The following is a 26,216-nucleotide window of genomic DNA, read 5'->3' on the forward strand; positions in this document are numbered from 1 at the left end:
AGCTGCCAGCCGTAGCGGCAATTGCAAGCGGTGATTTTCGGCGCACCGCAACGGCGTTGACTCGCTGCGGTGCGGCTGCTCCCTTGGCGGCGGGAGAGACGAATGAACGAAAAAGCCGCCGCGCCGCAGGGCATCGGGTCGCCGCCCGCCGATGGTGTTTCCGCGCAGACGCGGACGATGCTGTGGATCCTGCTGATCGTCTACATCTTCAACTTCCTCGACCGGCAGATCGTCAACATCCTCGCCGAACCGATCAAGGCCGATCTCGGCCTTTCGGATACCGAACTCGGCCTGCTCGCGGGTCCGGCCTTCGCGGTCTTTTATGCGCTGCTCGGCATCCCGATCGCGCGCTACGCCGACAAAGAAGGCACGAACCGCGTCCGGCTGATCTCGCTCGCGCTCGCCATATGGTCGGCGATGACCGCAGTGTGCGGGCTGGCGCAGAATTTCGTGCAATTGCTGTTTGCGCGCATCGGCGTCGGCGTCGGCGAAGCGGGGTGCACGCCCGCCGCGCACTCGCTGATTTCGGACAGTGTGCCCGCTGCGAAGCGCTCGTCGGCGATCGCCTTTTACGGACTTGGCGTGCCGGTCGGATCGCTGCTCGGGCTGATCATCGGCGGGATCGTCAACGATCTTTACGGCTGGCGCGTTGCGTTGATGATGGTCGGCGCCCCGGGATTGCTGCTCGCGCTGATCGTGTTGTTCGTGATGCGCGAGCCGCGGCACAGCCGGTCGGTCGAAGCGGCGGCGAGCGCGGCGGCGGCGGTGCCGCTGTCGACCGGCGAGGCGATGCGCGAAATCTTCGCCTCGCGCGCGTTCGTCTACATCCTGATCGCGGCGTCGGTGACCGCCTTCCTGGGCTATGGCAAGGGGCTGTGGACGATCAGCTTCTTCATCCGCAGCCATGGCCTGTCGACCACCGAGGCGGGGCTGTCGATGGCAGTCGTGCTCGGGCTGGCGGGCGCCTTTGGCACCTGGCTCGGCGGCAAGCTCGCCGACAAGTTCGGCGCCCGCGACAAGCGCCACATCCTGACCTTTCCGGCCTATGGCATGGCGCTCGCCGCACCCATCCTGTTCCTTGGCTATTATATGGAGGATTGGCGGATCGCGGTGGCGCTGCTCGTCCTGCCGACGATCTTCAACGCGGCCTATTATGGTCCGGCCTATGGCTGTGTGCAGGGGCTGGTGCAGCCGCGCGCGCGCGCCGTCGCGGCGTCGATCATGCTGTTCGGGCAGAATCTGATCGGGCTGGGGCTGGGGCCGTTCCTGTTCGGGGTGCTGTCCGACGCGCTGGCGCCGGTCGCGGGGCAGGAGAGCGTGCGCTGGGTGCTTTATGGTGCGGCATGGCTGGGGCTGATCCCGGCCTTCTTCTTCTGGCGCGCCAGCCTCAGGCTCTCGCGCGAGCTCAAATCGGGTTAATAGGGCGGGTCGACCTTGGCGCGCTGTGCCTTCGCCGCGTCGATCCACCAATTGAGGTCGTCAGCGAAGCGCGGGAACAGCCGTTCGAGCTGCTTGCCCTCGTCGCCCGCGGGCTTGCCGTCGGCGTCGAACGCCTTGCCGATGCGCGCGACGGGCAGGATCGACGAGATCACCGCCATCCCCATCTCGCCCAAAATGTCGCGCCAGCCCATCATCGCGCGCACCCCCGCGAAGGAGCCGGCCGAGTAGCAGGCGATCGCGGCGGGGCGCCAGAACCATTCCTCGAGATAATGGTCGGTGAGATTCTTGAGCCCCGGCTGCGGTCCCCAATTATATTCGCCGGTGACGAACAGGAAGCCGTCGGCGGCGCGGATCTTGCCCGCGAGTTCCTCCATCGCGGCTGGCGCCTCGCCCTTCGGATATTCCTTGTACATGCGGTCGAGCATCGGAAGGTCGACCGCTTTGGCGTCGATCAGTTCGGCGCTGTCGCCGCGCGCGGCGATGGCATCGACCAGCCACCGCGCCAGCTTGATGCCCTGCCGGTCGCGGCGGTAGCTGCCGAAGAAGATAAGGATGTGGCGCGGCATGGCGGTTCCTTCAGGGGCGGATGGTGATCGGGATGCCGTCGGGGACGAGGTCCCACAGCTGCTTTATCTCGGCATCGGCGAGTGCGATGCAGCCGTCGGTCCAGTCGGTGGCCAGCGTCGGGCCGGGCCAGCGGCCCGGCTGGCCGTGGATGAAGATGTCGCCGCCCGGCGAGCGCCCCTGCGCCCTGGCATAAGCACGGTCGGCGGCGTTGGGGTAGGAGATGCGCAGCGACAGGTGATAGGCGCTCTTCGGGTTGCGGCCGCTGATGGTGTAGTCGCCTTCGGGGGTGCGCTCGTCGCCCTCGAAGCGCTTGTGCCCCTCGGGCGCATCGCCGAAGCGGATGTTCGTGTAGCGCGCGATCTCGCGCTCGCCGCTGTAGGCGATGAGGATGCGATCGCTCTTGTCGACGAGCAGGCGGTCGGCCCTGGCCCCGGCGGGCGGCGCGGGCTGCGAGCTCGCCGATCCGCAGGCGGCGAGCAGCAGCAGGGGCAGGAAAGCGAAGCGGCGCATCGCGCGATCCTACGCCTTCGCCGCCGCCGGGCAAGGGGTCAGGCGGGGACGGCGACGCGGCGCGATCGCCGCGCGGCCCAGAGGCGCAGCGCCAGCGCGGCGAAGAGGATCGCGACAGGGATCGCATAGGCCGTGCTCGCGGGGATGCGCTTGCCGTTGGTGAAGACGAAACTGATCCAGATCACCCAGATACCCGCCGTGTGGAGGCGCTTCCAGTTCTTCGGACCGAGCGCGGCGACGGCATGGTTGAAGGAGGTCGCGGCGAGCAGCGCGATGAAGAGATAGGCGATGCCGCCGGTGACGAAGGTCCTGGGCTGGACGAGCAGCGCGAAGGTTTCGGGATGCCAGCGGTGGAGCAGGAAGATCGCGCCGGCGTGGACGAGGTGCGAGAAGGCGAAGCCGAGGCCGAACCAGCGGCGGTTCCGGAGCAGCCAGCGCGTGGCGGCGCCCGGCCAGAGCCGGACCAACGCCGCGGCGGTGAAGGCGGCGAGGAAGAGCAGGAGCGAAGTGCGCGCGGTGGCGCGGATCGCGAGGCGGACCCCCTCGACCCCGCCGCCGTCGGCGAGGATCATGCCGCCCGCCATCGCGGCGAGCGCAGCGGCGACGAGGAGGAAGAGGGCGGGGCCGGTCGGAATTGCTCGATCGTTGCGCATATCGCCGATGTCCTTTTTCATACCTAGTGACACTAGGTTATAGATTGACCCCTAGCGTTGCAAGGGGTAAAAGCGCGGCATGAACGCCGAAATGCTCAAGGGCCATCTCGACAATGTCATCCTCGCCACGCTCGAGCGCGGCGCGGCGCACGGCTATGCGGTGATCGAGGAGATAAGGCGGCGAAGCGATGGGCATTTCGACCTGCCCGAGGGGACGGTCTATCCCGCGCTCCATCGGCTCGAGCTCGCAGGCTTGCTCGCGAGCGACTGGGTCGATCCGCCGTCGGGGCGGCGCAAGCGCGTCTATGCGCTGACCCCGGCGGGGCATGATGCGCTCGGCGAACGCCGCACGGGCTGGACCGAATTTTCGCGCGCGGTCGGCGCCTTCCTCGACCCGCGGGCGGTGTGAGCGGCGATTATGCCCGCGCGCTGCAGCGCGAACTCGGCTTCGACCGCCGGCTCGCCGACCGCGCGCGCGAGGATCTGGCCGAATATCTGGACGAGATGGCCGAGGCCCACCCCGAGCTCGACCGGCGCGAGGCCGAGCGGCGCTTCGGCGCGGTGGAGGATATTGCGCGCTCCTATGCGAGCGCGGCGCTGCCCGGGCGATTGCGCCAGACGCTGAAGGCGGCGGGATGGCTCGCGCTCGCAACCTTCCTCTTCATGCGTTGGCGGTCGATGCAGCTGGGGTTCGACCCTTTCGCGAACCCGACCGTGCTGAGCCTGATCGACGGAGTCGGTTTCCTGATCGGCGCGGCGGCGCTGATCGTCGCATGGCGGCGGAGCCGTTCGGACGGGGTGGGGATGCGTGCGCCTTTGCTGTTCGCCGGCGCCGCGATCGCGATGTCGACGGGTGCGAGTCTGTCGCGGGCGCTGCCCGCGCTTGGCGGGCAGGATGGCGCGCTGATCCTCGCGACGGGGGTGGTGCAGCTGGTGCTGCTGATCTGGCTGGTCGGGCGGCTGCGGCTGATCGATCGCTATCGCCGGATCGCCTGACAGGGTCAGACGGCGCGCTTGAGGCCGATAAGCGTGCCCTTTGCCCCCGCGCGGTCGTAGACGAAATCGATGTCCGGCCAGCGTTGCCGCCAGCGCCGCGCAACGATCCGCTCGCCGATCCGCGCTGCATCGTCGAGCAGGATCAGCGCATCGTCGGTCAGGCGCGGAAAGAGCGACTCCGCGGCGCCGCGCACCAGCGGATGCAGCGCCCAAGGCGGCCCGTCGATCACCAGCAGGCCGATGTCGGCCGGCGGATCGGCGAGCTGATACCAGAGCCCCGGCCAGTCGCCCGGCGGCGGGCCGAGCGGGGCGTGGCGGATGTCGGCGGCGACGCCCTGGCTCGCGAGCCACGCGCTGGTCTCGACGACGAAATCCTGATGCTGGTCATAGCTGACCAGCCGCCCGCCGCCATATTTCTGCAAGGCCTTGGCGATGACGAGGCTGCTCGCGCCGCAGCCGAGCTCGACCACCGTCGCGGGGCGCAGCCTTTCGATCGCGTCGACGATGTGGAAGAGGAAGCGGGTGTCGGCTTTCCAGCTGCCGAGATTGGGGAGCGCGTCGGCGGGCAGGTCGAGCCGGGCGAGCAGCGCGGCCTTTTCGGCCTTGCGGCCGCCCCATAGCGAGCGCAGCAGCCACGGCCATTGGATCGCGCCGAAGGCGATGACGTCGAGCCGCTCGCGCAGGGGGCGCGGCAGCGCGTCGTAAAGGTCCGGCCGGGCCAGAAGCTGCGTGGTGTCGCGCGTCGTCATCGACACGCCAACTAGGGACGCTGCGAGTCAGTTCGGTGACAGCGAGGCGAACTGCGCCGGGTTGCCGCGAAGATGCGACGATTGGGGATTGGGGGCGGGTATTCCCTTTTTGGGGCGGAAGCGGCGGCAAGCGATCCTCCCCCGCAGGGGGAGGGGGACCACCCGAAGGGTGGTGGAGGGGCACGGGAGGTTTATGCGGCGATGAGCTGGAAGGGCTGTTATTTCCAGGGCAGTAACTGCGGCACACAACCTCACCGGCAAGGCAAACCGCCTGTGCCCCTCCACCAGCTTCGCTGGTCCCCCTCCCCGTTCCGGGGAGGATCCGTTTCAATCGCTGAACGGATCCCTGATCAGGATCGTGTCTTCGCGCTCGGGACTGGTCGAGACGAGCGCGATCGGGGTTTCGATCAGTTCCTGGACGCGCTGGATATATTTGATCGCCTGCGCGGGGAGGTCGGCATAGCTGCGCGCGCCCGCGGTGGTTTCGTGCCAGCCGTCCATCTCCTCGTAGATCGGCTCGACCTCGGCCTGGTCGGCCGAATGGGCGGGGAAATAGTCGAGGATCTTGCCGCGGAGGCGGTAGCCGGTGCAGATGCGCACCTTGTCGAAGCCGTCGAGCACGTCGAGCTTGGTCAGCGCGATGCCGGTGACGCCCGACACTGCGCAGCTTTGGCGCACGAGCACCGCGTCGAACCAGCCGCAGCGGCGCTTGCGCCCGGTGACGGTGCCGAACTCGTGGCCGCGCTCGCCGAGCCGCTGGCCGGTCTCGTCCTCGAGCTCGGTCGGGAAGGGGCCGCTGCCGACGCGCGTGGTGTAGGCCTTGGCGATGCCGAGCACGAAGCCGACCGCACCGGGGCCGAGCCCCGAGCCGCTCGCCGCGGTGCCGCTCACCGTGTTCGAGCTGGTGACGAAGGGATAGGTGCCATGGTCGATGTCGAGCAGCACGCCCTGCGCGCCCTCGAACAGGATGCGCGCGCCGGCCTTGCGCACTTTCTTGAGGCGTTTCCACACGGGCTGGGCATATTCGAGCACATAGTCGGCGATTTCGGCGAGGTCGGCCTTGAGGCGGTCGCGGTCGATCGGGGGTTCGCCGAAGCCCGCGCGCAGCGCGTCGTGGTGCGCGGTCAGGCGGTCGAGCTGGGGTTCGAGCTTGTCGAGATGCGCGAGGTCGCAGACGCGGATCGCGCGGCGGCCGACCTTGTCCTCGTACGCCGGGCCGATGCCGCGGCCGGTGGTGCCGATCTTGCCCGCGCCCGCCGCGGTCTCGCGCAGCGCGTCGAGGTCGCGGTGGAAGGGCAGGATCAGCGCGCAATTGTCGGCGATCGCAAAATTCTCGGGGTTGATCGCGACACCCTGGCCGCGCAGCTTGGCGATCTCGTCGCGCAGCGCCCAGGGATCGAGCACGACACCGTTGCCGATGATCGACAGCGTGCCGGTGACGATGCCCGACGGGAGCAGCGACAGCTTGTAGGTCTGGTTGCCGACGACGAGCGTGTGGCCGGCGTTGTGGCCGCCCTGGAAACGCACCACGGCGTCGGCGCGGCTGGCGAGCCAGTCGACGATCTTGCCCTTGCCCTCGTCGCCCCATTGCGACCCGATGACGGTGACATTTGCCATGATGCTGTCCTGCTGAACTGGGGCCCAAAAACGACCAGCGCCGGCCCGGCGCGGCCTTAGCGGATTTGGCCGCAGAGGCAAGCGCAGTGGGACGGATTTGCGACATTTGCCGGGTAATTTTGCTGCCGACGAGGAAAGCGGAGGTTGTCGGCGATGCGAGCGCGAAGATTTGTGACATGGGCTGGGGTGGCGGCATTGGTCGCCCTGAGCCTTGCCGTCCCGGGCCCGTTCGCCGAGGCGCGTGAGCGGCTGCGCGATCGCATCATGCAGCGGATGGGCGCCGACGAAGGGCCCAAAGTGCCCGGCAGCCAGACGATCGCCTATGGCAGCGATGCGCTGCAGACGCTCGACGTCTGGCGCGCGGCCGGTGCGAAAGGACCGGCGCCGCTGGTCGTCTTTGTCCATGGCGGCGGATGGAAGCGCGGCAGCAAGGACAATGCGACCGGGCGTTTCAAGGCCGAACATTATCCGGGCCAGGGCTATGCCTTCGCGTCGATCGATTACCGGCTGGTACCCGCAGCGGCGGTCGAGCAGCAGGCCGAGGATGTCGCGATGGCGGTGAAGACGCTGGTGGCGCGCGCCGACGAACTGGGCATCGACCGGCGGCGGATCGTGCTGATGGGGCATAGCGCGGGCGCGCATCTGGTCGCGCTGGTGGGGACCGACGAGCGGTACCTCAAGCGCGCCGGGCTGTCCTTCGCCGACATAGCGGGGGTGATCCCGATCGACGGGGCGGCGTATGACGTGCCCGCGCAGATGAAGGACGGGCCGCCGATCATGCAGGCGACCTACAAACAGGCGTTCGGGAGCGATCCGGCGCGGCAGGCGGCGCTGTCGCCGACGCTGCACTCGGGGGCGCCCAATGCGCCGGCGTTTTTATTGCTCTATGTCCAGCGGCCCGACGGGGTGCGGCAGGCGAAGGCGCTGGGTGCGGCGCTCGAAGCGGGCGGGAGCAAGGTCGAGCATGGCAGCTTCCCCGGCGAGGGATTGCAGGGGCATGCCGAGATCAACCGGCGTCTGGGAGACACGGGCTATGCGCCGACGGGGGTGGTCGATGCGTGGTTGAAGCGGGTGTTTGGGGGGTAGGGGGATTGTCGATCCTCCCCCTGCGGGGGATGATCGGCTTCCGACACCCCCCCCTTGACCCCGCCCGCCCCCATTCCCCATGACCCCGCCATGCTCAGCCTCTCCTGCCACTGCGGCGACGTCCGCATCGAAGCCGCCCGGCGGCCCGACTTCGTCAACGAATGCAATTGTGGCTTTTGCAGCAAGGCGGGGGTGCGCTGGGGCTATTTCGATCCGTCGGAGGTCGTCGTCGAGGGGGCCACGACTGTCTATCAGCGCCGCGACAAGGCCGAGCCCGCGGCCGAGATGCGCTTTTGCGCCATCTGCGGGGCGCTCACCCATTTCACCTTGACGCCCGATGCGGTCGCGCGCTTCGGCAACGGGGTGATGGGGGTAAATATGCGGCTCGCCGACGAAAGCGACCTCGCGGGGATCGAGCTGCGCTTTCCCGACGGGCGGACGTGGCCGGGGCATGGCGATTACGGGTTCGTGCGGCCGGCGTTGGTATTGGGACAGGAGGACGGCGAATGAGCGACGCGGACGCGCCCTATCATGCACATATCTATTACGAGCCCGCCGAGCGCGATGCGGCGGTCGCGTTGCGCGAGGGTTTCGGGCGCGACGCGGCGATATTGTTCGTCGGCGCGATGACCGACGGCCCGGCGGGGCCGCACCCGATCGCGCAATATGAGGTGCATTTTTTGAAGTCGCATCGCGATGCGGTGGTCAGGGCAATCGCGGCGACGGGGCTGCGCGCGCTGGTACATCCGCTGACCGACGACGATCTGGCCGATCATACCAGCCTGGCCGAGTGGATCGGGAAACCGGTCGAACTCGATGTGACCGTGCTCGATCCGCCGGGGGTGAACCAGGGGATTCCGCGTTTCGGGAAGGCCGATTTCTAGCTAATTCGTCATCCTGGCGAAGGCCGGGATCTCGCCGGTTCGGTATGACGATAGGGTGAGATCCCGGCCTTCGCCGGGATGACGATGTGTTGTGCCTCAGGCCTCGACCGGCCCCGCCGCGCCCAGCGCATAGCCACAACCCAGCGCGCGTGCGTCGTCGTTTTCGGACAGCGCCGCCACCGTCTGCCAGCCGTCGGCGCGCAGGCTCGCGGCGAGCTCGGTATCATGGCCGAGCGGCAGGAAGATGCGGCGCTCGGCGATATCCTCGGCGCCGAGGCCGTCGTCGATCAGCGGGTCGGGGTAGAGCGAGAAGCCGACCGCGGCTTCCTCCTGGTCCTCGCCGACGGGGATGGCATAGCTGCCGCCGCGGCCGATCGCATCGCCCTGGCCGGGGACGAAGATCTGGAAGCCGAACCAGCTTTGATAGGCGAAGCCGTGGCGCTCGGTCGGGTCGAGGGTGAGCGTGACGCGGTCGCGCACCGGGGCGGCGATGGCTTCGAGCGCGTCGAGGCGGCTCGCGAGCACGCCGCGGGTGTCGAAAGCGCGCAGGTCGGCGAGCGCGCGGTCGAAGGGACCGGTAGCGCGGAGCAAGGGCAGATAGGCCTGCGCGCCGAGACGTGCGAGCGCGCCGGCGTCCTTGGCGTCGAGCTCGTCGCGGAGTGCGTCGCGCGACGCTTCAACGGGAAGCGCGGGGGCGAGCAGGTCGACGATGTCGGGCAGGGTGAAGTCGATCGTGGCCGGGCCGATGCCCGCGGCGTCGAGCGCATCGATCGCGACGGTGACGATCTCGCGCGCTGCGGCGACGCCGTCGCTGCCGATCAGTTCGGCGCCGACTTGCAGCATTTCGCGCGCGGGGCGCAGCTGGCTGGCGCGCAGCTTGACGATCTGGCCGGCGTAGCAGAGGCGTAAGGGACGCGGCGCCTGCGCGAGGAGCGAGGTCGCGATGCGACCGACCTGGCGCGTGATGTCGGGGCGGAGCGCGAGCGTACGCTGCGACACCGGGTCGGTGAAGCGGAGCAGGTCGCGGGCCGAACGGTCGTCGTCGCCGCCGAGCGTCTCGCGGAACTCGGCGAGCGGCGGCGACACGCGGCCATAGGCGTGCGCGCGCATCGCATCGACGAGCGCGCGCGTGACGCGCGACGCGGCCTCGGCCTGTTGCGGCAGGCGGTCGCGGAGGCCTTCGGGCAGCAGGGCGGGGGGCTTGGGCATCGGGGGCTCTCCTACGCGGTGCGCGCCGCAAGTGAAAGCCCCTCCCCTTCAGGGGAGGGGTTGGGGTGGGGTCTGCGAGATAGCGCGTGGCCGCTGGCCCCCACCCGCTGCGACTAAGGCCGGCTGCGCCGGACCTAAGTCTCGCTGCCCTCCCCTGAAGGGGAGGGCGTTTGCGGTGTCAGAACTTCAGACCCTTCACCGTCTTCACGCCCGGCAGCTGGCAGATCTGCCACAGCAAAGGTTCGGGCAGCGGCGAGTCGAGGCTGAGCAGCAGCACGGCTTCGCCGCCCGCGGCGCGGCGACCGAGGTGGAAGGTGCCGATGTTGAGCCCCGCATCGCCGAGCGTCGTGCCGATGCGGCCGATGAAGCCCGGCGCGTCCTCGTTGACGATGTAGAGCATATGGCCGTCGAGGTCGGCCTCGACCTTGATGCCGAACATCTCGACCAGGCGCGGGTCGCCGTTGCTGAACAAGGTGCCCGCGACCGAGCGGTCGCCGGCCTCGGTCGCGACGGTGACGCGGACGAGCGTGTGATAGTCGCCGTCGCGGTCGTGGCGCACTTCGCGCACGTCGAGGCCCCTTTCCCGTGCGAGGTGCGGGGCGTTGACCATGTTCACGCTGTCCGAATAGCGCCGCATCAGCCCGGTGAGCACCGCGGCGGTGATCGGCTTCATGTTGAGCTCGGCGGCGGCGCCCTCGACCTCGATCGAGATGCTGGTCAGATTGTCGTGCGCGAGCTGGCCGACAAGGCTGCCGAGCTTTTCGGCGAGGCTCATATAGGGGCGCAGCTTCGGCGCTTCCTCGGCCGACAGGCTGGGCACGTTGAGCGCGTTGGTGATGCCGCCGGTGAGCAGATAGTCGCTGATCTGCTCGGCCACCTGGATCGCGACATTGACCTGCGCCTCGTCGGTCGAGGCGCCGAGGTGCGGCGTGCAGATGAAGTTCGGCGCGCCGAACAGCGGATGGTCGGCCGCCGGGGGCTCAGCCGAGAACACGTCGAGCGCGGCGCCCGCGACATGGCCGCTGTCGAGCGCGTCCTTCAGCGCCGCTTCGTCGATCAGCCCGCCGCGCGCGCAGTTGATGATCCGCACGCCCTTCTTCGCCTTGGCGATATTTTCCTTCGAGAGGATGTTGCGCGTCTGGTCGGTCAGCGGCGTGTGCAGCGTGATGAAATCGGCCTTGACGAGCAGGGTGTCGAGGTCGGCCTTTTCGACGCCGAGCTCGATCGCGCGTTCGGGGGTCAGGAAGGGGTCGAAGGCGACGACCTTCATCTTGAGGCCCAATGCACGCTCGGCGACGATGCTGCCGATATTGCCGCAACCGATCAGGCCGAGCGTCTTCGAGGTCAGTTCGACCCCCATGAAGTCGTTCTTCGGCCATTTGCCCGCCTGCGTCAGCACATTGGCCTCGGGAATCTGGCGGGCGAGCGCGAACATCATCGCGATCGCATGCTCGGCGGTGGTGATGCTGTTGCCGAAGGGTGTGTTCATCACGATGACGCCCTGCTTGGATGCCGAGGGGATATCGACATTGTCGACGCCGATCCCGGCGCGGCCGACGACTTTCAGGTTCGTCGCGGCGGCGAGGACGTCGGGGGTGACCTTGGTGGCCGAGCGGATCGCGAGGCCGTCATATTCGCCGATCATCGCGATCAGCTCGTCCTTGGTCTTGCCGGTGATGACGTCGACCTGGATGCCGCGCTCGGCGAAGATCGCGGCGGCCTTGGGGTCCATTTTATCGGAAATGAGAACTTTGGGTGCGGTCATTTTAATCTCCCTCTCCCCTTCAGGGGAGTTTGGTGGTCGGTCATGCCCCCGGCATGACCTAAAAATTACGGGGTAATTTTTACCCCAAACTGGCCGGGGAGAGGGGGTCTCTGCGCCGGCCCTATGTTGATGAAGGAAAGGAGCGGGGGTCATCCCCCTCTCCCAACCCTCTCCCCTGAAGGGGAGAGGGCTATTGAGGTCAGGCGTTGAGCGAGGCGTAGGCCCAGTCGAGCCACGGGCCGAGCGCTTCGATATCGGCGGTGTCGACGGTCGCGCCGCACCAGATACGGAGGCCCGGGGGCGCGTCGCGATAGCCCGCGATGTCATAGGCCGCGCCTTCGGCGTCGAGCAGCCCCGCGAACTTCTTGATGAAGCCCTCGTCGGCGCCGGCGACCGACAGGCAGACCGAGGTCTTCGAACGGCTGGCGGGGTCGGCGGCGAGGTGGCTCAGCCAGCCGCGTTCTTCGACGATCTTGTCGAGCGCGGCGGCGTTGGCGTCGCTGCGCGCCTTGAGGCCGTCGAGACCGCCCAAGGATTTCGCCCATTCGAGCGCGAAGATCGCGTCCTCGACCGCGAGCATCGACGGGGTGTTGATCGTCTCGCCCTTGAACACGCCTTCAGCAAGCGCGCCCTTCGAGACCAAGCGGAACACCTTCGGCAGCGGCCAGGCGGGGGTGTAGGTTTCCAGCCGTTCGACCGCGCGCGGGCCGAGGATCAGCACGCCATGGCCGCCTTCGCCGCCGAGCACTTTCTGCCAGCTGAAGGTCGCGACGTCGATCTTGTCCCAAGGGAGGTCGTAGGCGAACACCGCCGAGGTCGCGTCGGCGAAGCTCAGGCCCGTGCGGTCGGGGGCGATCCAGTCGCCGTTCGGAACACGAACGCCGCTGGTGGTACCGTTCCAGGTGAAAAGCACGTCGTTCGACCAGTCGACCTGGGTGAGGTCGGGAAGCTGGCCGTAGTCGGCGCGGATGACGGTCGGATCGAGCTTGAGCTGCTTTGCGGCATCGGTGACCCAGCCCTCGCCGAAGCTTTCCCACGCGAGCGTCGTGACCGGCTTTGCTCCGAGCATCGTCCACATCGCCATCTCGAAGGCGCCGGTGTCGGAGCCCGGGACGATGCCGATGCGGTGGGTATCGGGCAGCTGCAGCATCTCGCGCATCAGGTCGATGCAATATTGCAGACGCGTCTTGCCGATCTTGGCGCGATGCGAGCGGCCCAGCGATTCGGTGTTCAGTTTTTCGGGGGACCAGACCGGCGGCTTGGCGCAGGGTCCGGAAGAAAAATAAGGGCGCGCAGGGCGCAATTCGGGTGTCGGCACTTCACTCATCATAGTCTCTCCTTGCAGAGAGCTCGCGCGGCGTTGGGACCGCGTGGCCCGGCGCCGCGTTTAGGGTCGGCGCCGGGTTTGTCAAATGATTAGCGCGGACGGGATTAATAGCCTTCCTTGCGAAACAGGACTTTGCCGCGCTGCGCGACATAGAGTTTCTCGAACGTGATCGGGTGGAAATAGGCCTCGACGCGCTCGCCGGTTGGAAGCGTGGCATAGACTTCATAGCATCCGCCGTCGGGCTTGCTCTTACGGATTTCCCAGCCTTCTTTCTTCAGCTTGGCTTCGAGATCGGCCTGACTTTTCCAGCCCGACTGCGGGCCGGCGTTGCATTTGATCACCCCGGTGGCGGCGGCGGGCGTCGTCGGCAGGGCGATCGCGGCGGCGACGATTCCGAGACCGAGGCCGATGGACAGGATGCGCATGATTAAGCTCCTTGGGCTTGCTGGGGGGAAGAGGCGGCGCGCCGCGCGCGCTTGGCGGCAAGGGCGAGCCAGACGAGCGCGAGCGGTGCGAAATGGACAAGTGCGCCGGCCAGGCCATTGTGCACCCACCACCAATGGAAAAGGGTGAGCAGCGCCGCGGGATAGGCGAGTCGCTGAAGGCGCTTCCAGTTGCGGCGAAGCGCCCGCATCGCCGCGTCGCTGCTCGTCAGCGCGAGCGGCAGCATCAGCGCGAGCGCTGCCCAGCCGGTCCAGATCGCGGGCAGCGGCAGTTCGTCGAGAATCGCGGCGAGGTCGCCCATGTCGAGGGCGTAAAAAACGAGATGGGCCACGGCATAGGAAAAGGCGGCCACCCCGAGCGAGCGCCTGCGGCGCATCCACCAGCTCAGCCAGCGGCGCGGGCCGATGAGGCCGGTCAGCGGACCGACGAGCATGGCGAGAATCATCAGCCGCGCGCTCGTCTCGCCGGTCGGATGGAGCATATCCATCGTGTCGATCGCGCCGGTCGACCAGCCATGGAGCATCAGCGCGCCGGGCAGGGCGAGCAGCAACCAGAAAAGAGGCAGGCTATTCAACAGGCGGCGCAGCGCGGACATGGCGCAGGAAGCTAGAGGCGGAGGACGCCAGGGTCAACATGTTGATAATGGTTCGCAACAAGCCGCCGGCGCGGTTTCGCATCCTGTCCGCCGGCATCGGCAACTGGTCGCAAAGCGGGCTGTGGTTTGCGACTTGTTAACCATATCGTCGATAAATTGACGCCATGGCGAAATCTTCTTTTCCCCTGTTCCGGACGCTCGTCGCCACCGCGGCGGCGCTGTCGCTGTCGGCGTGCTTCGGCGCGCCCGAGGTGATGAAGCAGGGCGGGGGAAAGCGGCCGACGGCGAGCACGCCGAAGCGGCCGCAGGCCCTGGGCACGCCTTCGTTCAACAGCCCCGAGGCGCAGCAATGCGCGGTCGACCTGAAGCAGGCGGGGGTAAAATTCACCCCGCTGCCGAACCAGGATCATGGTGGCGGATGCAGCTCGATCGATTCGGTGAAATTGCTCGACATCGGCACGCCGGTGTCGGGGCTGGGCGCGATGACCTGTCCGCTGGCGCGCAACTTCGCGGCGTGGGCGCACTATGCGGTGCGCCCCGCAGCGCGCAAATATTTCGGGCAGGAGGTCGTGAAGATCGAGACCTTCGGCACCTACAGCTGCCGCAACATCTATGGCGGGCGATCGGGGCGGCTGTCGCAGCACGCCTATTCGAACGCGATCGACGTGTCGGGCTTTGTGCTCGCCGACGGGCGGCGGATCATGCTGGACGGTGGGTGGACGGGCGACAAGGCTTCGCAGGACTTCCTGCGCGCGCTGCACAAATCGGCGTGCCGGCGTTTCGGGACGGTGCTGAGCCCCGATTATAATGCGGCCCATTATAATCATTTCCACATGGATATGAGCGGGAATGGCTATTGCCGATAGCTGACGATCCTCCCCATGGCGAAGCCAAGGGGAGGTGGCAGCGCGAAGCGCTGACGGAGGGGTAATAGCGCCGGCGTCGAAACCCCTCCACCACGCCCTTCGGGCGCGGTCCCCCTCCCCAGCGCTGCGCGATGGGGAGGATCCGAAGGCACCCCGACTTGGCAAAGACGCGCCAAACGGGTAGCCGTCCGCCAATGACAACCGACAAACAACCCCATCGTTCGCGTTTCCACAAGGCCAAGGACGACGCGCAATTCGCCAAGCAGGCGGTTTCCACCCCCCAGACGCAGAGCCCGGCCTATCGGCTGGCGTTCCAGGACACCGAATTCCTGCTGCGCGAGGATTTGCGCCCCGTGCGCTTCCAGCTCGAGCTGCTCAAGCCCGAGCTGATGCTCGACGAGGCGAAGATCGAGTCGATGCTCGTCGTCTATGGCTCGGCGCGCATCCCGGCGCCCGATGCCGCGCAGGCGGTGCTCGATGCCGCGCGCACTCCCGAGGAACAGCGCATCGCCGAGCGGCTCGCGGCCAAGTCCAAATATTATGAGGAAGCGCGCAAGCTGGCGCGGATCGCGAGCCAGGTGCCGCCCGATGAGAACGGCTGCCGCAACTTCGTCGTCTGTTCGGGGGGCGGACCGTCGATCATGGAGGCGGCGAATCGCGGCGCCGACGACGAAGGCAAGGAATCGGTCGGGCTCAACATCGTGCTGCCGCACGAGCAGGCGCCGAACCGCTATGTGACCCCCGATTTGAGCTTCCAGTTCCACTATTTCGCGCTGCGCAAGATGCACTTCCTGCTGCGCGCGCGCGCGGTGTGCGTCTTCCCCGGCGGCTTCGGGACGTTCGACGAGACCTTCGAGCTGCTGACGCTGATCCAGACCGGCAAGATCAAGCCGATCCCGATCGTGCTGTTCAGCGAGGAGTTCTGGACCCGCGTCGTCAATTTCGACGCGCTGGTCGAGGAAGGCGTGATCAGCGCGCGCGACCTGTCGCTGTTCCACTTCGTCGAGACCGCCGAAGAGGCGTGGAAGATCGTCCAGGATTTCTACGCCAAAGTCGACGAGGGGCATTGAGGCGGAAGATCTTCCCCATCGCTGCGCGTGGGGAGAATCTGGAAGTCTATTTCTGCGCCTCGAGATACAGCAACAGCGCCTTGCGGTCGGCGGGGTCGTAGACCCCGGCAAAGGCCATGCGCGTGCCGGGGAGCGCCTTCGTCGGGGCCTCGAGATAGGTATCCAGCGCCGCACTGTCCCAGGTACCGCCCTTGGCCTTCATCGCCGACGAATAGCTGAACCCCGCGTGCGAGGCGACCGCGCGGCCGACCACGCCGTGGAGGTTGGGGCCGATGCCGTTGGCGCCGCCCTTGTCGATCGTGTGGCATGCGACGCAGCGCTTGAAGACCTGTTCGCCCATCGCGGCAGTGGGCTCGACCGTCGCCGCGGGCGCGTCGCTACCGCTGGCGGTCTCGCCCGTGGGCTGATCCGCCTTGCCGCAACCGGCGAGCAGCAACGCGCCCGCCAGCAGGACGGGTGCGCGGCGCATTATTTCTTGGCTTCGGCCGGGGCCGGCGCAGCGGCCGGAGCGGCTGCGCCTTCGGCGGGAGCCGCCGCGCCCTTGTCGGCGGGGGCGGTACCCTCGGCAGGCGCGGCGCCTTCCGCTGGGGCTTCGCCCGCGGCCGGGGCGGCTTCGGGCGCGGGCAGCGGCAGGTTCGAACCCATGCTGTTGAGATAGACGATCAGGTTCGCGCGATCCTCGGCGCTGCCGAGACCGGCGAAGGACATCTTCGTCCCCGGCGCATATTTGCTGGGCTTGGTCAGCCACGCGTCCATGCCGGCGAAGTCCCAGTTGCCGGGAACGCCTTTGAGCGCCGCCGAATAAGCGAAGCCCGGGACATGGCCGTGCGGCTTGCCGAGCGCGCCGAACAGATTCGGGCCGATGCCGTTGGCGGCACCCTGGTCGATCGTGTGGCAGGCGGCGCATTTCGCGAACACGGCCTTGCCCTTTTCGGCGTCGGCGGCGGCGAGCAAGTTGGGAAGCGGCACCGCGGCCGCCCCGCCGCCGGCGGCGGATTCGGTGTCTTCGATCACGAAACCTGGCTGTTCGGGGGCGTGGCTGGCCGACAGCATGCCGGTGCCGATCGACAGGCCGAGCGCGCAGATGCCCGCGAAGAGCACCCAGCCGGCGATGGTATTGTTGCGGTTGTCCATGCTTTGCAGCCCCGTTCGCTGGCGCCCGTTGTGGGCACGCATATCTGATTTGGTCGCTCCCTTACTGGCGCGGCGACGGCGGCGCAAGGGGATGAAAAGGAGCGTGCGCCGGTTGCGTATAAAGCGCTGCACCGCTATGCGCCGCCGCGCACTTCGGAAGGGCGGACATGGGCAGTTATTCGGCATCGGCGCAGGCACTGGTCGACGAGATGAAGGCGGCGGCGCTCGCCGAACCCGCGCGCGGCCTTGCCTTTCAGGGGGCGCCGGGGGCGAACAGCGACCTTGCCGCGCGCGAATATGACCCGAACTCGCTGCCGCTGCCCTGCTATTCGTTCGAGGATGCGATCGAGGCGGTGCGCGACGGGCGCGTCGACCGCGCGATCATCCCGATCGAGAACAGCCTGCACGGCCGCGTCGCCGACATCCACTTCCTGCTGCCCGAATCGGGGCTGTCGATCGTCGGCGAGCATTTCCTGCGCATCCGCTACGGGCTGATGAGCCGCGACCTGGGCCCGGTGACGCGCGCGATGAGCCATGAGCAGGCGCTGGGCCAGTGCCGCAAATGGCTGCGCGCCAACAAGATCGACCCCGTCGCGCACAGCGACACCGCGGGTGCCGCCGCCTGGGTCGCCGACAGCGACGAGGTCGGCCTCGCCGCGCTGGCGCCGCCGCATGCCGCCGAGCTTTACGGGCTGCGCCTGCACGAGATGGGGATCGAGGATGCCGACCATAATATGACGCGCTTCGTCGTGCTGGCGCGCGCGCCGCTCCCCGAACTGCCGCAGGGCGTGCCGCTGATGACGACCTTCATCTTCGAGGTGCGCAACATTCCGGCCGCGCTGTACAAGGCGCTCGGCGGCTTTGCGACCAACGGCGTCAATATGACCAAGCTCGAAAGCTATCAGGTCGGCGGCAGTTTCACCGCGACGACCTTCTACGCCGACATCGTCGGGGCGCCGGGCGAGGAGCGGATCGACCGGGCGCTCGAGGAGCTGGATTTCCAGACCAAGACGCTGCGCCTGCTCGGGACGTACCGGCAAGCGCGGGCGCGCAGCTAACGCTAATTTCTGAACCGTAGCCCCGAGCCTGTCGAAGGGTACCTCTCCGAGAAGCGCCCTTCGACAGGCTCGGGGCTACGGCGTCGAATATCATCGAGCCTCGAAATGCGTCGCCTTCCCTTTCGCGCTTGTCGCCGCAACGGGCGCGAAAAGGCGAATGGAATCAGTCGCGACGGCCCGCGAGCTTGCGCGCGAGCGCGAAGCTCTGGGTGACGAACAGCGTGATCAGCACGCTGGAGACGACCATGCCGAACAGGTCGAAGGGCGAAAAATTGGTGCCGTTGATGTCGGCACCGCCGATCGCCGGCATCAGCGCGGTCATCGTGATCAGCATCAGGCGAAGCTCGGTCGGCCCGCCCGCCATGTACGAGAGGCGGAATTCGCCGACGACCTTGGCCGCGAGGAAGCTGTGGATCGAGAGCAACAGATAACCGATCACCCCGAGCAACGCGACGTCGAAGCGCATGTAAGGGCTGAGCCCGATGCTGCCGACCATCAGCAAGGTCGCGAGGCCGTCGACGCTATGGTCGACGAAATAGCCGTAGGATGGCCGTTCGATACGGCGCCAGCGCGCGAGGCTGCCGTCCAGCGAGTCGCCGAACCAGTTGACGACATAGCCGGTGATCGACAGCGCGAGCCAGCCGGGGTTCAGCCAGCTCAGCATGTACCCCATCGCGACCATCACCGCGCCGAGGAAGCCCAAGGTGGTGAGCTGGTCGGGCGTGACCCACTGCGGAAGGCGCGCGCAGATCCAGTTGAGGACACGGCGTTCGCCGCGCGCGAGGATATTCTGCTGGATGCGGACAGGGGGAGCCTGCCGGGGGTTGCTGCTCATCAAGGGCCTTTCGTCGCTGGCTGTCACATCTGTGTCAGCCAGACGTCACGCAGGCGTCATAGTCGCAATTGCGCGGTTGGGAAAGGGCGCTGCGCGCGGCCGGGCGCCGCAGCGGGGCGAGCGAGCGCTAGTCCTGCCAGGGACCGATCTCGCCGACGTCGCCGATCACGCGGTAGCGCACGGCGTCGCCTTGCCACGCGACCTCCCACATCGGCGCGGGGCGCGCCCATTCGCCGATGACGAAGAGCGGGATGCGGTTCGCGGCGACGAAGGCGAGGTCGTCGGCGGTCGGGCCGGGGACGACGGTTTCGGAGCGCTGGTGGAGCCGCACGATGGCGAGCGTGTCCGCGGGCGGGGCGGGGAGCGACTGGCGCACCGGCATCGCGAGGCTGCCCCCGATTTCGGGATTGCCGCGGCTGTCGCGGGTCAGGAGCAGGATCTTGTCGGCGGTCGGATAGGGACCGCCGACCGGGCGCCCGGCGACCTTGCGGCCGTTAAGCGCGGCGAACAGCCGGACATCCTCGTCGGCGATCGCGGGGGGTGCCGCGGGCTGCGGCGCGGTCGCCACCACCGGCGGCGGGACCACCGCCGCACCATCCTGAAGCAGCAGCGCGGCCGCCAGCGCAAGCATCGTCAATGCGCTTCGCCCCAACTCTTGCCGACCCCGATCTCGACCTCGAGCGGGACCGACAGGGTCAGCGCGGGTTCGGCGGCGCCCATCATTACGCGGCGGATGACCTCGCCCGCCGCCGCGGCTTTGTCCTCGGGCGCTTCAAAGACGAGTTCGTCGTGGACCTGGAGCAGCATCTTGACGTCCGAAAGGCCGGCCTCCTCCAGCGCGGCGGGCATGCGCGCCATCGCGCGCTTGATCAGGTCGGCGCTGGTGCCCTGGATCGGCGCGTTGATCGCGGCGCGCTCGCTGCCCGCGCGCTCGTTCTGGCTCGCCGCCTTGATGCGCGGGAACCAGGTCCTCCGGCCGAACAAGGTCTCGGTATAGCCCCTGGCGCGCGCGCCTTCGAGCGTGTCGGTGATATAGTCGGAAATGCCGGGGAAGCGCTCGAAATAGCGCGCGATCAGCGCCTGCGCCTCGTCGGGGGTGACTTCCAATCGGCCCGCGAGGCCCCAGCGCGAGATGCCGTAGAGGATCGAGAAATTGACCGTCTTGGCCTTGCCGCGCGTGTCGCGGTTGACCTCGCCGAACAATTCGATCGCGGTCGCGGCGTGGATGTCCTGCCCCTGCGCAAAGGCTTCCTTGAGTTCGGGGACGTCGGCCATGTGCGCGGCGAGACGGAGTTCGATCTGGCTATAATCGGCCGCGATCAGCACATGGCCCGGCGCGGCTATGAAGGCGTCGCGGATCTGGCGCCCGGTCTCGGTACGGATCGGAATGTTCTGGAGATTGGGGTCGGTCGACGACAGCCGCCCGGTCTGTGCGCCGACGAGGCTGTAGCTGGTGTGGACGCGGCCGGTCTTCGCGTTGATCTGTTGTTGCAGCGCGTCGGTATAGGTCGATTTCAGCTTCGACAGCTGGCGCCATTCGAGGATCTTGCGCGCGATCGGCACGCCGTCGCGTTCGAGCCGTTCGAGCTCGCTCTGATCGGTCGACCAGTCGCCCGACTTGCCCTTGCGCCCGCCTTTGAGGCCGAGCTTGTCGAAGAGGATTTCGCCGAGCTGCTTGGGGCTGCCGATCGCGAAGGGCTGGCCCGCGAGGGCGTGGATCTCGCCCTCGATGCGCAGCATCTCGTTCGCGAACTCGCCCGACAGGCGCGCGAGATAGTCGCGGTTCACCATGATCCCGGCGCGTTCCATCGTCTCGACCACGGCCGCGAGCGGCCGGTCGACCATCTCGTAGACGCGCGTGCCGCCTTCGAGAGGCAGGCGGAGCTTGAGCAGTTTCCAGAGGCGCCAGGCGACTTCGGCGTCCTCGGCGGCATAATGCGTCGCGCGATCGAGCGGGACCTCGGCGAAGCTGATCTGCGACTTGCCGGTGCCGCACACTTCCTTGAACGAAATGCATATGTGATCGAGGTGCAGCTTCGACAATTCGTCGAGCCCGTGCTGATGCTTGCCCGCGTCGAGCGCGAAACTCATCACCAGCGTGTCGTCATAGGGCGCGATGCTCAGCCCGTGCTGCGCGAGCACACCGATGTCATATTTGAGGTTGTGCCCGACCTTGAGCACCGCCTCGTCGGCAAAGAGCGCGTGGAGGCGGCCGAGCGCGTCGGCCATCGAAATCTGCGCCGGCTTTTCGGCGAACATGTCGGTGCCGCCATGGCCGAGCGGGATGTAGCAGGCCTTGCCCGGACCGGTGGACAGGCTGACCCCGACGAGCTCGCCGGTGACGCTGTCGAGCGTCGCGGTCTCGGTATCGACCGCGACGACATGCGCCGCTCTGGCCCATGCGATCCAGCGGTCGAGCGCCTCGACCGTGGTGACCGTCTCGTAGAGATTGCGGTCGATCGGCGGCATCGGGGGTAGCGTGGGCGTCGAGGGGCCCCCGGCGGCCGCGGGCACGGCGCCGACGCGCGGCAGCGTCGGCGGGCCGCTCGGCGCGACGCCGGTGTCGAGCTTGGCCGACAGCGAGCGGAAGCCATGTTCGTCGAGGAAGAGCTTGAGCGGTGCCGGCGGGATCGCGCCGAGCTTCAGCTGGTCGAGCGTGTCGGGCATCGGCGTGTCGCGTTTCAGCTCGACGAGGATGCGCGACAGCTCGGCCATCGCGCGATGCTCGATCAGGTTGTCGCGGAGCTTGCTGGCCTTCATCGTTTCCGCGCCGTCGAGCGCGGCGGTGAGATTGCCATATTCCTGGATCAGCTTGGTTGCGGTCTTGGGACCGACGCCGCGCACGCCGGGGACATTGTCGACGGCATCGCCCATCAGCGCGAGCACGTCGCCGACGAGGTCGGGGGTGACGCCGAATTTCTCGTTCACGGCTTCCAAGCCGAGGCGGACATTCTTCATCGTGTCGAGCATGTCGACCTGCGGCGACCCGTCGGCGGGTTCGCGGATGAGCTGCATCAGATCCTTGTCGGAGGAGACGATGGTGACGTCCCAGCCCTCGCGCACCGCGGCCTCGGTGTAGGAAGCGATGAGATCGTCGGCTTCGAAACCTTCGAGTTCGATGCACGGCAGCGAGAAGGCGCGCGTCGCGTCGCGGATCAGCGGGAATTGCGGGCGGAGGTCCTCGGGCGGCTCGGGGCGGTTGGCTTTGTATTGATCGTAGATCTCGTTGCGGAACGACTGGCTGCTGTGATCGAGGATCACCGCGAGGTGCGTCGGCCCGTCGGCGTCGTGCAGATCCTTCGCGAGTTTCCACAGCATCGTGGTGTAGCCATAGACCGCCCCGACGGGCACGCCCTGCGGGTTCGTCAGCGGCGGCAGGCGGTGATAGGCGCGGAAGATGTAGCTGGAGCCATCGACCAGATAGAGGTGATTCTTCTCGGACATGGCGGCGGTGTAGCAGCGGCGGGCGGGGCGGCCTAGCGCGATGTTCCCGCTTTCTTCCTCTCAGCCGCGCGGGCGCGGCGGCAGGTCGAAATGCAGCACCTCTTCGCGGACACCAAGCCTGGTGTAGAGCGCGATCGCGGGCGGATCGGCATAGTCGGCCTGCACGAACACCGCCCAGGCGCCAGTGTCGGCGGCGATATGCTGGAGCTCGGCGATCAGCGCGGTGGCGACACCGCGGCGGCGGTGCGCTTCGGCGACGGCGAGGTCGTAGAGGTAGATTTCGCTGCGCGCGGCTTCGAGCTTGGGGAATTCGTAGGCGGTGAGGCCGCCGATGATCCCGCTTTCGGCTTCGGCAACGAGCAGGATGATCGCCTCCTTGCCGAGCTGGCGCGCGAGCCAGGCGTCGTCGGGGGTTTCGCGGCGATAGGTTTCGGGGTCCTCGAAGGCTGCGGCGTAGAGCGCGTTGAGGTCGCGTATGGCTTCGATATCGGCCGGGCCGAGGCGGCGGACGATCATCGGGCGCGCCACTTTTCGATGGCCTGCCAGCCGAGCCAGAAGGCGAGCGGCAGGCCGACCGCGCCGAGCATCAGCAGCGCCGACGAGCCCTGCGCGACCGCCGAGGCGCCGATCGCGGCGAAGAGCATCGCGACGCCGAGATTGGCGAGCGCCATCACGAGCGCGAAACGGGCGAAGGCCATCGCCGACACCCCGGCGGCGATCGCCATCACTTCGGCGAGGATGGGGACGGGGCGCGAGACGATCAGCGCGACCGGGCCGACGCGCTCGGCGAGGGCATGCGCCTTGTCGACGTCCTCGGCGCCCAGCAGGCGCTTGGCGAGCGGGCGCGCCGCCCAGCGCCCCGCGGCATAGCCCGCGAGGCTGGCGCCCATCAGCCCGAGCCAGATGACCAGCGTGCCGAGCGCAAAGCCGAAGGCGGCACCCGCGAGCGTGTTGGTAACGCCGTTGGGGACCGGGAGGAAGAGGTCGAGCGTCAGCGCGGCGACGATGAACAGCGCGGCGGCGAGCGGGCGCTCGTCGGCGGCGGCGAGGATCGCGTCGCTCGCGGCGACGAACTGGTCGCGGAAGACGAGCGGCATGCCGATGATGAGGAACAGCAGGGCGGCGATCATCAGCCAGCGGAGGAGGAGGGCGGGGCGCCGGGGCATGGGAGGAGATTAGCGCGGGTGAGGGGAGAGGGAAGCGAATATGCTGAGGGCTGGTTTGGGGTGGTGAGCGGACCTCCCCGATCCTCCCCGGAACGGGGAGGGGGACCAGCGAAGCTGGTGGAGGGGCACAGGCGGTTGGCCTTGCCGGTGAGGTAGCTCGCTACGGCGACGTCGCCGGAAATGAAGCGCATATCGGTCCGACGTCACGCAAACCTCACGTGCCCCTCCACCACCCTTCGGGTGGTCCCCCTCCCCCGGTGGGGGAGGATCGCTCTTGTCCGCTACCGCCCGCAACCGACGCTCGCTCCGCTACCGATATTCGATGACCAGCTTTCCCGCCGCCGCCACCGCCGCGGCGCGCGCCTCGTCGGTCGTCCCGCCCGCGACCTTCGCCAGCGTCACGCCCATGCGGCGGTACGGGCGCGTCACCGGCTTGCCGAAGATGCGGGCGTCTACCGACGTGTCCGCATCCGGCGACGTCAGCGCCTCGGCCAGCCCGTTGATCGCGAAATCGCTCGCGTCGCGGTCGGCGAGGAGGACGGCGCTGGCGCTGGCGGCGGGCACGTCGATCGCGGGGATCGGCAGGCCCAGGATCGCGCGGGCGTGGAGGTCGAATTCCGACAACGATTGCGAGATGAGCGTCACCATGCCGGTGTCGTGCGGGCGTGGGCTGAGTTCGGAGAAGATGACATGGTCGCCCTTCACGAAAAACTCGACCCCGAAGATGCCGTGCCCGCCGAGCGCGTCGACGACCTTGGTCGCCATATCCTGCGCCGATGCCAGCGCCGCATCGGACATCGCCGCGGGCTGCCAGCTTTCGCGATAGTCGCCGCGTTCCTGGCGGTGACCGATCGGCGGGCAGAAGGCCACGCCATCTTTGTGGCGGACGGTGAGCAGCGTGATCTCGTAGTCGAAGTCGATGAAGGCCTCGGCGATGACGCGGAGGCGGTCGCCGCGCATGCCCGCCGCGGCATAGTCCCACGCGGCGTCGATGCCCGCGGCGTCCTTGACCGTGCTCTGGCCCTTGCCCGACGAGGACATCACCGGCTTGACTACGAGCGGGAAGCCGATGCGGGCGGCGGCGGCGGCGAGATCTTCGCGGGTCTCGGCATATTCGAAGGTCGAGGTGGTGAGCGCCAGCTCGCGCGCCGCGAGGTCGCGGATCGCGTCGCGGTTCATCGTCAGCTGCGCGGCGCGCGCCGAGGGGACGACGTGGAAACCCTCGGCCTCGACCTCGGCGAGAATCTCGGTGCGGATCGCCTCGACCTCGGGGACGATATGGTCGGGTTTGTGCTTTTCGATCGTGGCGCGGAGTGCGGCGCCGTCGAGCATCGAAAAGACCTCGAAGCCGTCGGCGACCTGCATCGCGGGCGCACCTTCATAGCTGTCGCAGGCGATGACGCGGCATCCGAGGCGCTTCGCCGAGATCACGAACTCGCGCCCGAGTTCGCCCGAACCGAGCAGGAGGATAGTGGCGGTAGGGGTCATCGAGCGCTCCGATTCTGAGGACGCCTCCACAGCCGATATCGCGGCGGAGCGCAATGCACGTTCGTTCAACGCGCCCGCGAGCGCACCCGGTAGGATCGCCGTGCCGAAAAGGAGAAAGCCGATGTCCGTTGCCGCCGCCGTGCCGCCCGAAAAGATCCTGCCGACCGAGGCGCTGTTCGAACGCTATCATGTCGGATGGGAGGCGAAGGATCCCGAGCTGATCGCGTCGCTCCATTCGCGCGACACGATATTCCTGCTGCACGACGGGTCGCCGCCGGTCGAGGGGCGCGACGCGCTGCGCGACCATTGCCGGGCTCTATTCGCGACCTATGATTTTTCGATGATCGAGGGGCGGCGGGTCCATGGCGAGGATTATTGGATCTTCGACTGGACGATGGTGCTGACGCTGCCGCTGGCGGGCGGCGAAGTGTTCGTCGCGCACGTCGACATGGTCGATGTCGTCATGGTCAACGCCGCGGGCGAGGTGGTGAGCAAGGATGTGTACCCCGATGCGCAGGCGATGGCGGCGGCCTTCGCCCGCGCGGGGATCGCGCGCTGACCGCCCTCGCTTGCGCAAGGGCGGCCGGAGGAGGATAGTCGCCGCCGATGCCCGACCCGATCTCGCCCTTCCTCGCCGCGCGTTTCCCGGTGGGGAGCCGCGCGCTCGCGGCGCATGCCAATGACGTGACCGCGCTGCTGGTCGGGCGCACCGGGCCGGTGCGGCTGGAGCGCGAGGGGGTGCGCATCGAGGGCGAGATGCTGCTCGTGCGGCCGGGGGTGGTGCATAGTGTCGCCTTTGCCGAGCGCGGCGCCGACGTGTTGTACCTGAACGGGCTGGCCTTTCCGTTCGACGCGCCGCTGGGGCAGGCGCTGACGGGCAAGCTCGCGCAGGCGGCGGACGAAGCGATGCAGGGCGATGCTTCGGCGGTGGCGGATTTGCGCAGCCGACTGGCGTTCGCGGCGGTGCCACCCGGCGAAGTCGCGGCGGTCGTGCGCGCGATCTATGCCGACCCGATGGCGCGGATGACGCAGGACGAGCTCGCCCGCCGGTTGGGCATGGAGCGGACGCGTGCGCTGCGCTGTTTCCGCGCGGCGACGGGGCAGAGCTTTCGCGCATTCAAGCTGTGGTTCGCGGTCCAGCATGCGACGCAGGCGATGGCCGAGGGTGCGCTGGTGCGCACCGCGGCGATGGACGCGGGGTTCGCCGACACCGCGCATCTCTCGCGCATGTTCCGCCGCGCCTTCGGCCTGACCCCCAGCGCGGCGATCGCCGGGCTGGCGATGGGGCGCGGCAAGGCGGCGATGCTTTGAGG

29 protein-coding genes are annotated in these 26,216 nt (G+C 68.1%); 11 read left to right on the forward strand and 18 right to left on the reverse strand.

Annotation, left to right across the window (positions count from 1 at the left end; translation table 11 throughout):
- Positions 1–102: 102 nt before the first annotated feature.
- Positions 103–1,419: a spinster family MFS transporter gene (locus AC1RNQ_RS16615; protein WP_493172827.1), complete on the forward strand. Its 1,317-nt coding sequence runs from the start codon at positions 103–105 to the stop codon at positions 1,417–1,419.
- On the opposite strand, the gene AC1RNQ_RS16620 is transcribed toward AC1RNQ_RS16615, so the two are convergent.
- The 3 genes from AC1RNQ_RS16620 to AC1RNQ_RS16630 are packed head-to-tail and all read right to left on the reverse strand — an operon-like array spanning position 1,416 to position 3,170.
- Positions 1,416–2,006: an NADPH-dependent FMN reductase gene (locus AC1RNQ_RS16620; RefSeq protein ID WP_493172828.1), complete on the reverse strand. Its 591-nt coding sequence runs from the start codon at positions 2,004–2,006 to the stop codon at positions 1,416–1,418. The two genes, AC1RNQ_RS16615 and AC1RNQ_RS16620, sit on opposite strands and share 4 nt — an antisense overlap.
- 10 nt (positions 2,007–2,016) lie before the next feature.
- Positions 2,017–2,517, reverse strand: coding sequence for a L,D-transpeptidase family protein (locus AC1RNQ_RS16625; RefSeq protein ID WP_493172830.1), 501 nt, complete (start codon positions 2,515–2,517; stop codon positions 2,017–2,019).
- Positions 2,518–2,555: 38 nt separating this feature from the next.
- Complete coding sequence (locus AC1RNQ_RS16630; RefSeq protein ID WP_493172832.1) at positions 2,556–3,170, reverse strand: hypothetical protein; 615 nt, start codon at positions 3,168–3,170, stop codon at positions 2,556–2,558.
- Between the two features lie 79 nt (positions 3,171–3,249).
- Here AC1RNQ_RS16630 and AC1RNQ_RS16635 point away from each other — a divergent pair, with 79 nt between their 5' ends.
- Both AC1RNQ_RS16635 and AC1RNQ_RS16640 read left to right on the forward strand, forming a co-directional pair.
- Positions 3,250–3,579 (forward strand): PadR family transcriptional regulator, encoded by a 330-nt coding sequence (locus AC1RNQ_RS16635; protein WP_493172834.1) that lies wholly within the window; start codon positions 3,250–3,252, stop codon positions 3,577–3,579.
- The gene (locus tag AC1RNQ_RS16640) at positions 3,576–4,166 is read left to right on the forward strand and encodes a hypothetical protein (RefSeq protein WP_493172836.1); all 591 of its coding nucleotides are present in this window, start codon (positions 3,576–3,578) and stop codon (positions 4,164–4,166) included. Before AC1RNQ_RS16635 ends, AC1RNQ_RS16640 begins: the two co-directional genes overlap by 4 nt.
- A 5-nt stretch (positions 4,167–4,171) precedes the next feature.
- Here AC1RNQ_RS16640 and AC1RNQ_RS16645 read toward each other — a convergent pair whose 3' ends face one another.
- Positions 4,172–4,915, reverse strand: coding sequence for a class I SAM-dependent methyltransferase (locus AC1RNQ_RS16645; RefSeq protein ID WP_493172838.1), 744 nt, complete (start codon positions 4,913–4,915; stop codon positions 4,172–4,174).
- Positions 4,916–5,242: 327 nt separating this feature from the next.
- Complete coding sequence (locus tag AC1RNQ_RS16650; RefSeq protein ID WP_493172840.1) at positions 5,243–6,532, reverse strand: adenylosuccinate synthase; 1,290 nt, start codon at positions 6,530–6,532, stop codon at positions 5,243–5,245.
- 264 nt (positions 6,533–6,796) lie between these two features.
- Between AC1RNQ_RS16650 and AC1RNQ_RS16655 the strand changes: the two genes are divergently transcribed.
- From AC1RNQ_RS16655 to AC1RNQ_RS16665, 3 genes are all read left to right on the forward strand, one after another.
- Positions 6,797–7,618, forward strand: coding sequence for an alpha/beta hydrolase (locus AC1RNQ_RS16655; protein ID WP_493172842.1), 822 nt, complete (start codon positions 6,797–6,799; stop codon positions 7,616–7,618).
- A gap of 90 nt (positions 7,619–7,708) precedes the next feature.
- On the forward strand, positions 7,709–8,128 hold the full coding sequence (locus tag AC1RNQ_RS16660) for a GFA family protein (RefSeq protein WP_493172845.1): 420 nt from the start codon (positions 7,709–7,711) through the stop codon (positions 8,126–8,128).
- On the forward strand, positions 8,125–8,502 hold the full coding sequence (locus AC1RNQ_RS16665; RefSeq protein WP_493172847.1) for a DOPA 4,5-dioxygenase family protein: 378 nt from the start codon (positions 8,125–8,127) through the stop codon (positions 8,500–8,502). Before AC1RNQ_RS16660 ends, AC1RNQ_RS16665 begins: the two co-directional genes overlap by 4 nt.
- A gap of 96 nt (positions 8,503–8,598) precedes the next feature.
- Here the strand turns inward: AC1RNQ_RS16665 and AC1RNQ_RS16670 are convergent, their stop codons facing one another.
- The 5 genes from AC1RNQ_RS16670 to AC1RNQ_RS16690 form a co-directional block, all read right to left on the reverse strand.
- Complete coding sequence (locus tag AC1RNQ_RS16670) at positions 8,599–9,711, reverse strand: ATP phosphoribosyltransferase regulatory subunit (protein WP_493172849.1); 1,113 nt, start codon at positions 9,709–9,711, stop codon at positions 8,599–8,601.
- Positions 9,712–9,889: 178 nt separating this feature from the next.
- Positions 9,890–11,476 (reverse strand): phosphoglycerate dehydrogenase, encoded by a 1,587-nt coding sequence (serA, locus tag AC1RNQ_RS16675; RefSeq protein ID WP_493172851.1) that lies wholly within the window; start codon positions 11,474–11,476, stop codon positions 9,890–9,892.
- Positions 11,477–11,675: 199 nt separating this feature from the next.
- The gene (locus AC1RNQ_RS16680; RefSeq protein WP_493172853.1) at positions 11,676–12,806 is read right to left on the reverse strand and encodes a phosphoserine transaminase; all 1,131 of its coding nucleotides are present in this window, start codon (positions 12,804–12,806) and stop codon (positions 11,676–11,678) included.
- A 101-nt stretch (positions 12,807–12,907) separates the two neighbouring features.
- Positions 12,908–13,228, reverse strand: a complete 321-nt coding sequence (locus AC1RNQ_RS16685) for a PepSY domain-containing protein (protein WP_493172855.1) — start codon at positions 13,226–13,228, stop codon at positions 12,908–12,910.
- A gap of 2 nt (positions 13,229–13,230) precedes the next feature.
- Positions 13,231–13,842, reverse strand: coding sequence for a ferric reductase-like transmembrane domain-containing protein (locus AC1RNQ_RS16690; RefSeq protein WP_493172857.1), 612 nt, complete (start codon positions 13,840–13,842; stop codon positions 13,231–13,233).
- Between the two features lie 164 nt (positions 13,843–14,006).
- Here AC1RNQ_RS16690 and AC1RNQ_RS16695 point away from each other — a divergent pair, with 164 nt between their 5' ends.
- Entirely contained in the window at positions 14,007–14,708 is a 702-nt protein-coding gene (locus AC1RNQ_RS16695; RefSeq protein WP_493172859.1) for an extensin family protein, read from the forward strand.
- A gap of 194 nt (positions 14,709–14,902) precedes the next feature.
- Positions 14,903–15,778 (forward strand): LOG family protein, encoded by an 876-nt coding sequence (locus tag AC1RNQ_RS16700; RefSeq protein WP_493172861.1) that lies wholly within the window; start codon positions 14,903–14,905, stop codon positions 15,776–15,778.
- 46 nt (positions 15,779–15,824) lie between these two features.
- Here the strand turns inward: AC1RNQ_RS16700 and AC1RNQ_RS16705 are convergent, their stop codons facing one another.
- Both AC1RNQ_RS16705 and AC1RNQ_RS16710 read right to left on the reverse strand, forming a co-directional pair.
- A complete protein-coding gene (locus AC1RNQ_RS16705) occupies positions 15,825–16,247 on the reverse strand; it encodes a c-type cytochrome (RefSeq protein WP_493172862.1) in 423 nt (140 codons plus the stop codon).
- On the reverse strand, positions 16,247–16,912 hold the full coding sequence (locus tag AC1RNQ_RS16710) for a c-type cytochrome (RefSeq protein WP_493173311.1): 666 nt from the start codon (positions 16,910–16,912) through the stop codon (positions 16,247–16,249). Before AC1RNQ_RS16710 ends, AC1RNQ_RS16705 begins: the two co-directional genes overlap by 1 nt.
- A gap of 167 nt (positions 16,913–17,079) precedes the next feature.
- Here AC1RNQ_RS16710 and AC1RNQ_RS16715 point away from each other — a divergent pair, with 167 nt between their 5' ends.
- Positions 17,080–17,970 (forward strand): prephenate dehydratase, encoded by an 891-nt coding sequence (locus AC1RNQ_RS16715; protein WP_493172863.1) that lies wholly within the window; start codon positions 17,080–17,082, stop codon positions 17,968–17,970.
- Positions 17,971–18,133: 163 nt separating this feature from the next.
- Here AC1RNQ_RS16715 and AC1RNQ_RS16720 read toward each other — a convergent pair whose 3' ends face one another.
- From AC1RNQ_RS16720 to purT, 6 genes are all read right to left on the reverse strand, one after another.
- Complete coding sequence (locus tag AC1RNQ_RS16720; RefSeq protein WP_493172864.1) at positions 18,134–18,805, reverse strand: CDP-alcohol phosphatidyltransferase family protein; 672 nt, start codon at positions 18,803–18,805, stop codon at positions 18,134–18,136.
- A 127-nt stretch (positions 18,806–18,932) separates the two neighbouring features.
- Positions 18,933–19,436 (reverse strand): hypothetical protein, encoded by a 504-nt coding sequence (locus AC1RNQ_RS16725; RefSeq protein WP_493173313.1) that lies wholly within the window; start codon positions 19,434–19,436, stop codon positions 18,933–18,935.
- A 2-nt stretch (positions 19,437–19,438) separates the two neighbouring features.
- The gene (gene polA / locus AC1RNQ_RS16730; RefSeq protein ID WP_493172866.1) at positions 19,439–22,249 is read right to left on the reverse strand and encodes a DNA polymerase I; all 2,811 of its coding nucleotides are present in this window, start codon (positions 22,247–22,249) and stop codon (positions 19,439–19,441) included.
- 60 nt (positions 22,250–22,309) lie between these two features.
- On the reverse strand, positions 22,310–22,777 hold the full coding sequence (locus tag AC1RNQ_RS16735; RefSeq protein WP_493172867.1) for an AAC(3)-I family aminoglycoside N-acetyltransferase: 468 nt from the start codon (positions 22,775–22,777) through the stop codon (positions 22,310–22,312).
- A complete protein-coding gene (locus tag AC1RNQ_RS16740; protein WP_493172868.1) occupies positions 22,762–23,379 on the reverse strand; it encodes a TVP38/TMEM64 family protein in 618 nt (205 codons plus the stop codon). The genes AC1RNQ_RS16735 and AC1RNQ_RS16740 overlap by 16 nt, the downstream gene beginning before the upstream one ends.
- 345 nt (positions 23,380–23,724) lie before the next feature.
- On the reverse strand, positions 23,725–24,903 hold the full coding sequence (gene purT, locus AC1RNQ_RS16745; protein WP_493172870.1) for a formate-dependent phosphoribosylglycinamide formyltransferase: 1,179 nt from the start codon (positions 24,901–24,903) through the stop codon (positions 23,725–23,727).
- A gap of 121 nt (positions 24,904–25,024) precedes the next feature.
- Here purT and AC1RNQ_RS16750 point away from each other — a divergent pair, with 121 nt between their 5' ends.
- Positions 25,025–25,462 carry a YybH family protein gene (locus AC1RNQ_RS16750; protein ID WP_493172872.1) on the forward strand — a complete coding sequence of 146 codons (438 nt, stop codon included), beginning with the start codon at positions 25,025–25,027 and terminating at the stop codon, positions 25,460–25,462.
- Positions 25,463–25,509: 47 nt separating this feature from the next.
- On the forward strand, positions 25,510–26,214 hold the full coding sequence (locus AC1RNQ_RS16755; protein WP_493172874.1) for a helix-turn-helix domain-containing protein: 705 nt from the start codon (positions 25,510–25,512) through the stop codon (positions 26,212–26,214).
- Positions 26,215–26,216: the final 2 nt, after the last annotated feature.

This window comes from Sphingopyxis sp. GW821-FHT12F08 (genome assembly GCF_058806755.1).

What these genes read in the sequence shown, in the direction of transcription:
- AC1RNQ_RS16755 (WP_493172874.1), top strand. Translation starts at nt 25,510, where the DNA reads ATGCCCGACCCGATCTCGCCCTTCCTCGCCGCGCGTTTCCCGGTGGGG.
- AC1RNQ_RS16695 (WP_493172859.1), top strand. Translation starts at nt 14,007, where the DNA reads ATGGCGAAATCTTCTTTTCCCCTGTTCCGGACGCTCGTCGCCACCGCG.
- AC1RNQ_RS16725 (WP_493173313.1), bottom strand. Translation starts at nt 19,436, where the DNA reads ATGCTTGCGCTGGCGGCCGCGCTGCTGCTTCAGGATGGTGCGGCGGTG.
- AC1RNQ_RS16740 (WP_493172868.1), bottom strand. Translation starts at nt 23,379, where the DNA reads ATGATCGCCGCCCTGCTGTTCCTCATCATCGGCATGCCGCTCGTCTTC.
- AC1RNQ_RS16705 (WP_493172862.1), bottom strand. Translation starts at nt 16,247, where the DNA reads ATGCGCCGCGCACCCGTCCTGCTGGCGGGCGCGTTGCTGCTCGCCGGT.
- AC1RNQ_RS16750 (WP_493172872.1), top strand. Translation starts at nt 25,025, where the DNA reads ATGTCCGTTGCCGCCGCCGTGCCGCCCGAAAAGATCCTGCCGACCGAG.
- AC1RNQ_RS16630 (WP_493172832.1), bottom strand. Translation starts at nt 3,170, where the DNA reads ATGCGCAACGATCGAGCAATTCCGACCGGCCCCGCCCTCTTCCTCCTC.
- AC1RNQ_RS16625 (WP_493172830.1), bottom strand. Translation starts at nt 2,517, where the DNA reads ATGCGCCGCTTCGCTTTCCTGCCCCTGCTGCTGCTCGCCGCCTGCGGA.
- AC1RNQ_RS16635 (WP_493172834.1), top strand. Translation starts at nt 3,250, where the DNA reads ATGAACGCCGAAATGCTCAAGGGCCATCTCGACAATGTCATCCTCGCC.
- AC1RNQ_RS16655 (WP_493172842.1), top strand. Translation starts at nt 6,797, where the DNA reads ATGCAGCGGATGGGCGCCGACGAAGGGCCCAAAGTGCCCGGCAGCCAG.
- purT (WP_493172870.1), bottom strand. Translation starts at nt 24,903, where the DNA reads ATGACCCCTACCGCCACTATCCTCCTGCTCGGTTCGGGCGAACTCGGG.
- AC1RNQ_RS16685 (WP_493172855.1), bottom strand. Translation starts at nt 13,228, where the DNA reads ATGCGCATCCTGTCCATCGGCCTCGGTCTCGGAATCGTCGCCGCCGCG.
- polA (WP_493172866.1), bottom strand. Translation starts at nt 22,249, where the DNA reads ATGTCCGAGAAGAATCACCTCTATCTGGTCGATGGCTCCAGCTACATC.
- AC1RNQ_RS16665 (WP_493172847.1), top strand. Translation starts at nt 8,125, where the DNA reads ATGAGCGACGCGGACGCGCCCTATCATGCACATATCTATTACGAGCCC.
- AC1RNQ_RS16720 (WP_493172864.1), bottom strand. Translation starts at nt 18,805, where the DNA reads ATGAGCAGCAACCCCCGGCAGGCTCCCCCTGTCCGCATCCAGCAGAAT.
- AC1RNQ_RS16700 (WP_493172861.1), top strand. Translation starts at nt 14,903, where the DNA reads ATGACAACCGACAAACAACCCCATCGTTCGCGTTTCCACAAGGCCAAG.
- AC1RNQ_RS16620 (WP_493172828.1), bottom strand. Translation starts at nt 2,006, where the DNA reads ATGCCGCGCCACATCCTTATCTTCTTCGGCAGCTACCGCCGCGACCGG.
- AC1RNQ_RS16660 (WP_493172845.1), top strand. Translation starts at nt 7,709, where the DNA reads ATGCTCAGCCTCTCCTGCCACTGCGGCGACGTCCGCATCGAAGCCGCC.
- AC1RNQ_RS16690 (WP_493172857.1), bottom strand. Translation starts at nt 13,842, where the DNA reads ATGTCCGCGCTGCGCCGCCTGTTGAATAGCCTGCCTCTTTTCTGGTTG.
- AC1RNQ_RS16680 (WP_493172853.1), bottom strand. Translation starts at nt 12,806, where the DNA reads ATGATGAGTGAAGTGCCGACACCCGAATTGCGCCCTGCGCGCCCTTAT.
- AC1RNQ_RS16670 (WP_493172849.1), bottom strand. Translation starts at nt 9,711, where the DNA reads ATGCCCAAGCCCCCCGCCCTGCTGCCCGAAGGCCTCCGCGACCGCCTG.
- AC1RNQ_RS16650 (WP_493172840.1), bottom strand. Translation starts at nt 6,532, where the DNA reads ATGGCAAATGTCACCGTCATCGGGTCGCAATGGGGCGACGAGGGCAAG.
- AC1RNQ_RS16710 (WP_493173311.1), bottom strand. Translation starts at nt 16,912, where the DNA reads ATGGACAACCGCAACAATACCATCGCCGGCTGGGTGCTCTTCGCGGGC.
- serA (WP_493172851.1), bottom strand. Translation starts at nt 11,476, where the DNA reads ATGACCGCACCCAAAGTTCTCATTTCCGATAAAATGGACCCCAAGGCC.
- AC1RNQ_RS16615 (WP_493172827.1), top strand. Translation starts at nt 103, where the DNA reads ATGAACGAAAAAGCCGCCGCGCCGCAGGGCATCGGGTCGCCGCCCGCC.
- AC1RNQ_RS16645 (WP_493172838.1), bottom strand. Translation starts at nt 4,915, where the DNA reads ATGACGACGCGCGACACCACGCAGCTTCTGGCCCGGCCGGACCTTTAC.
- AC1RNQ_RS16715 (WP_493172863.1), top strand. Translation starts at nt 17,080, where the DNA reads ATGGGCAGTTATTCGGCATCGGCGCAGGCACTGGTCGACGAGATGAAG.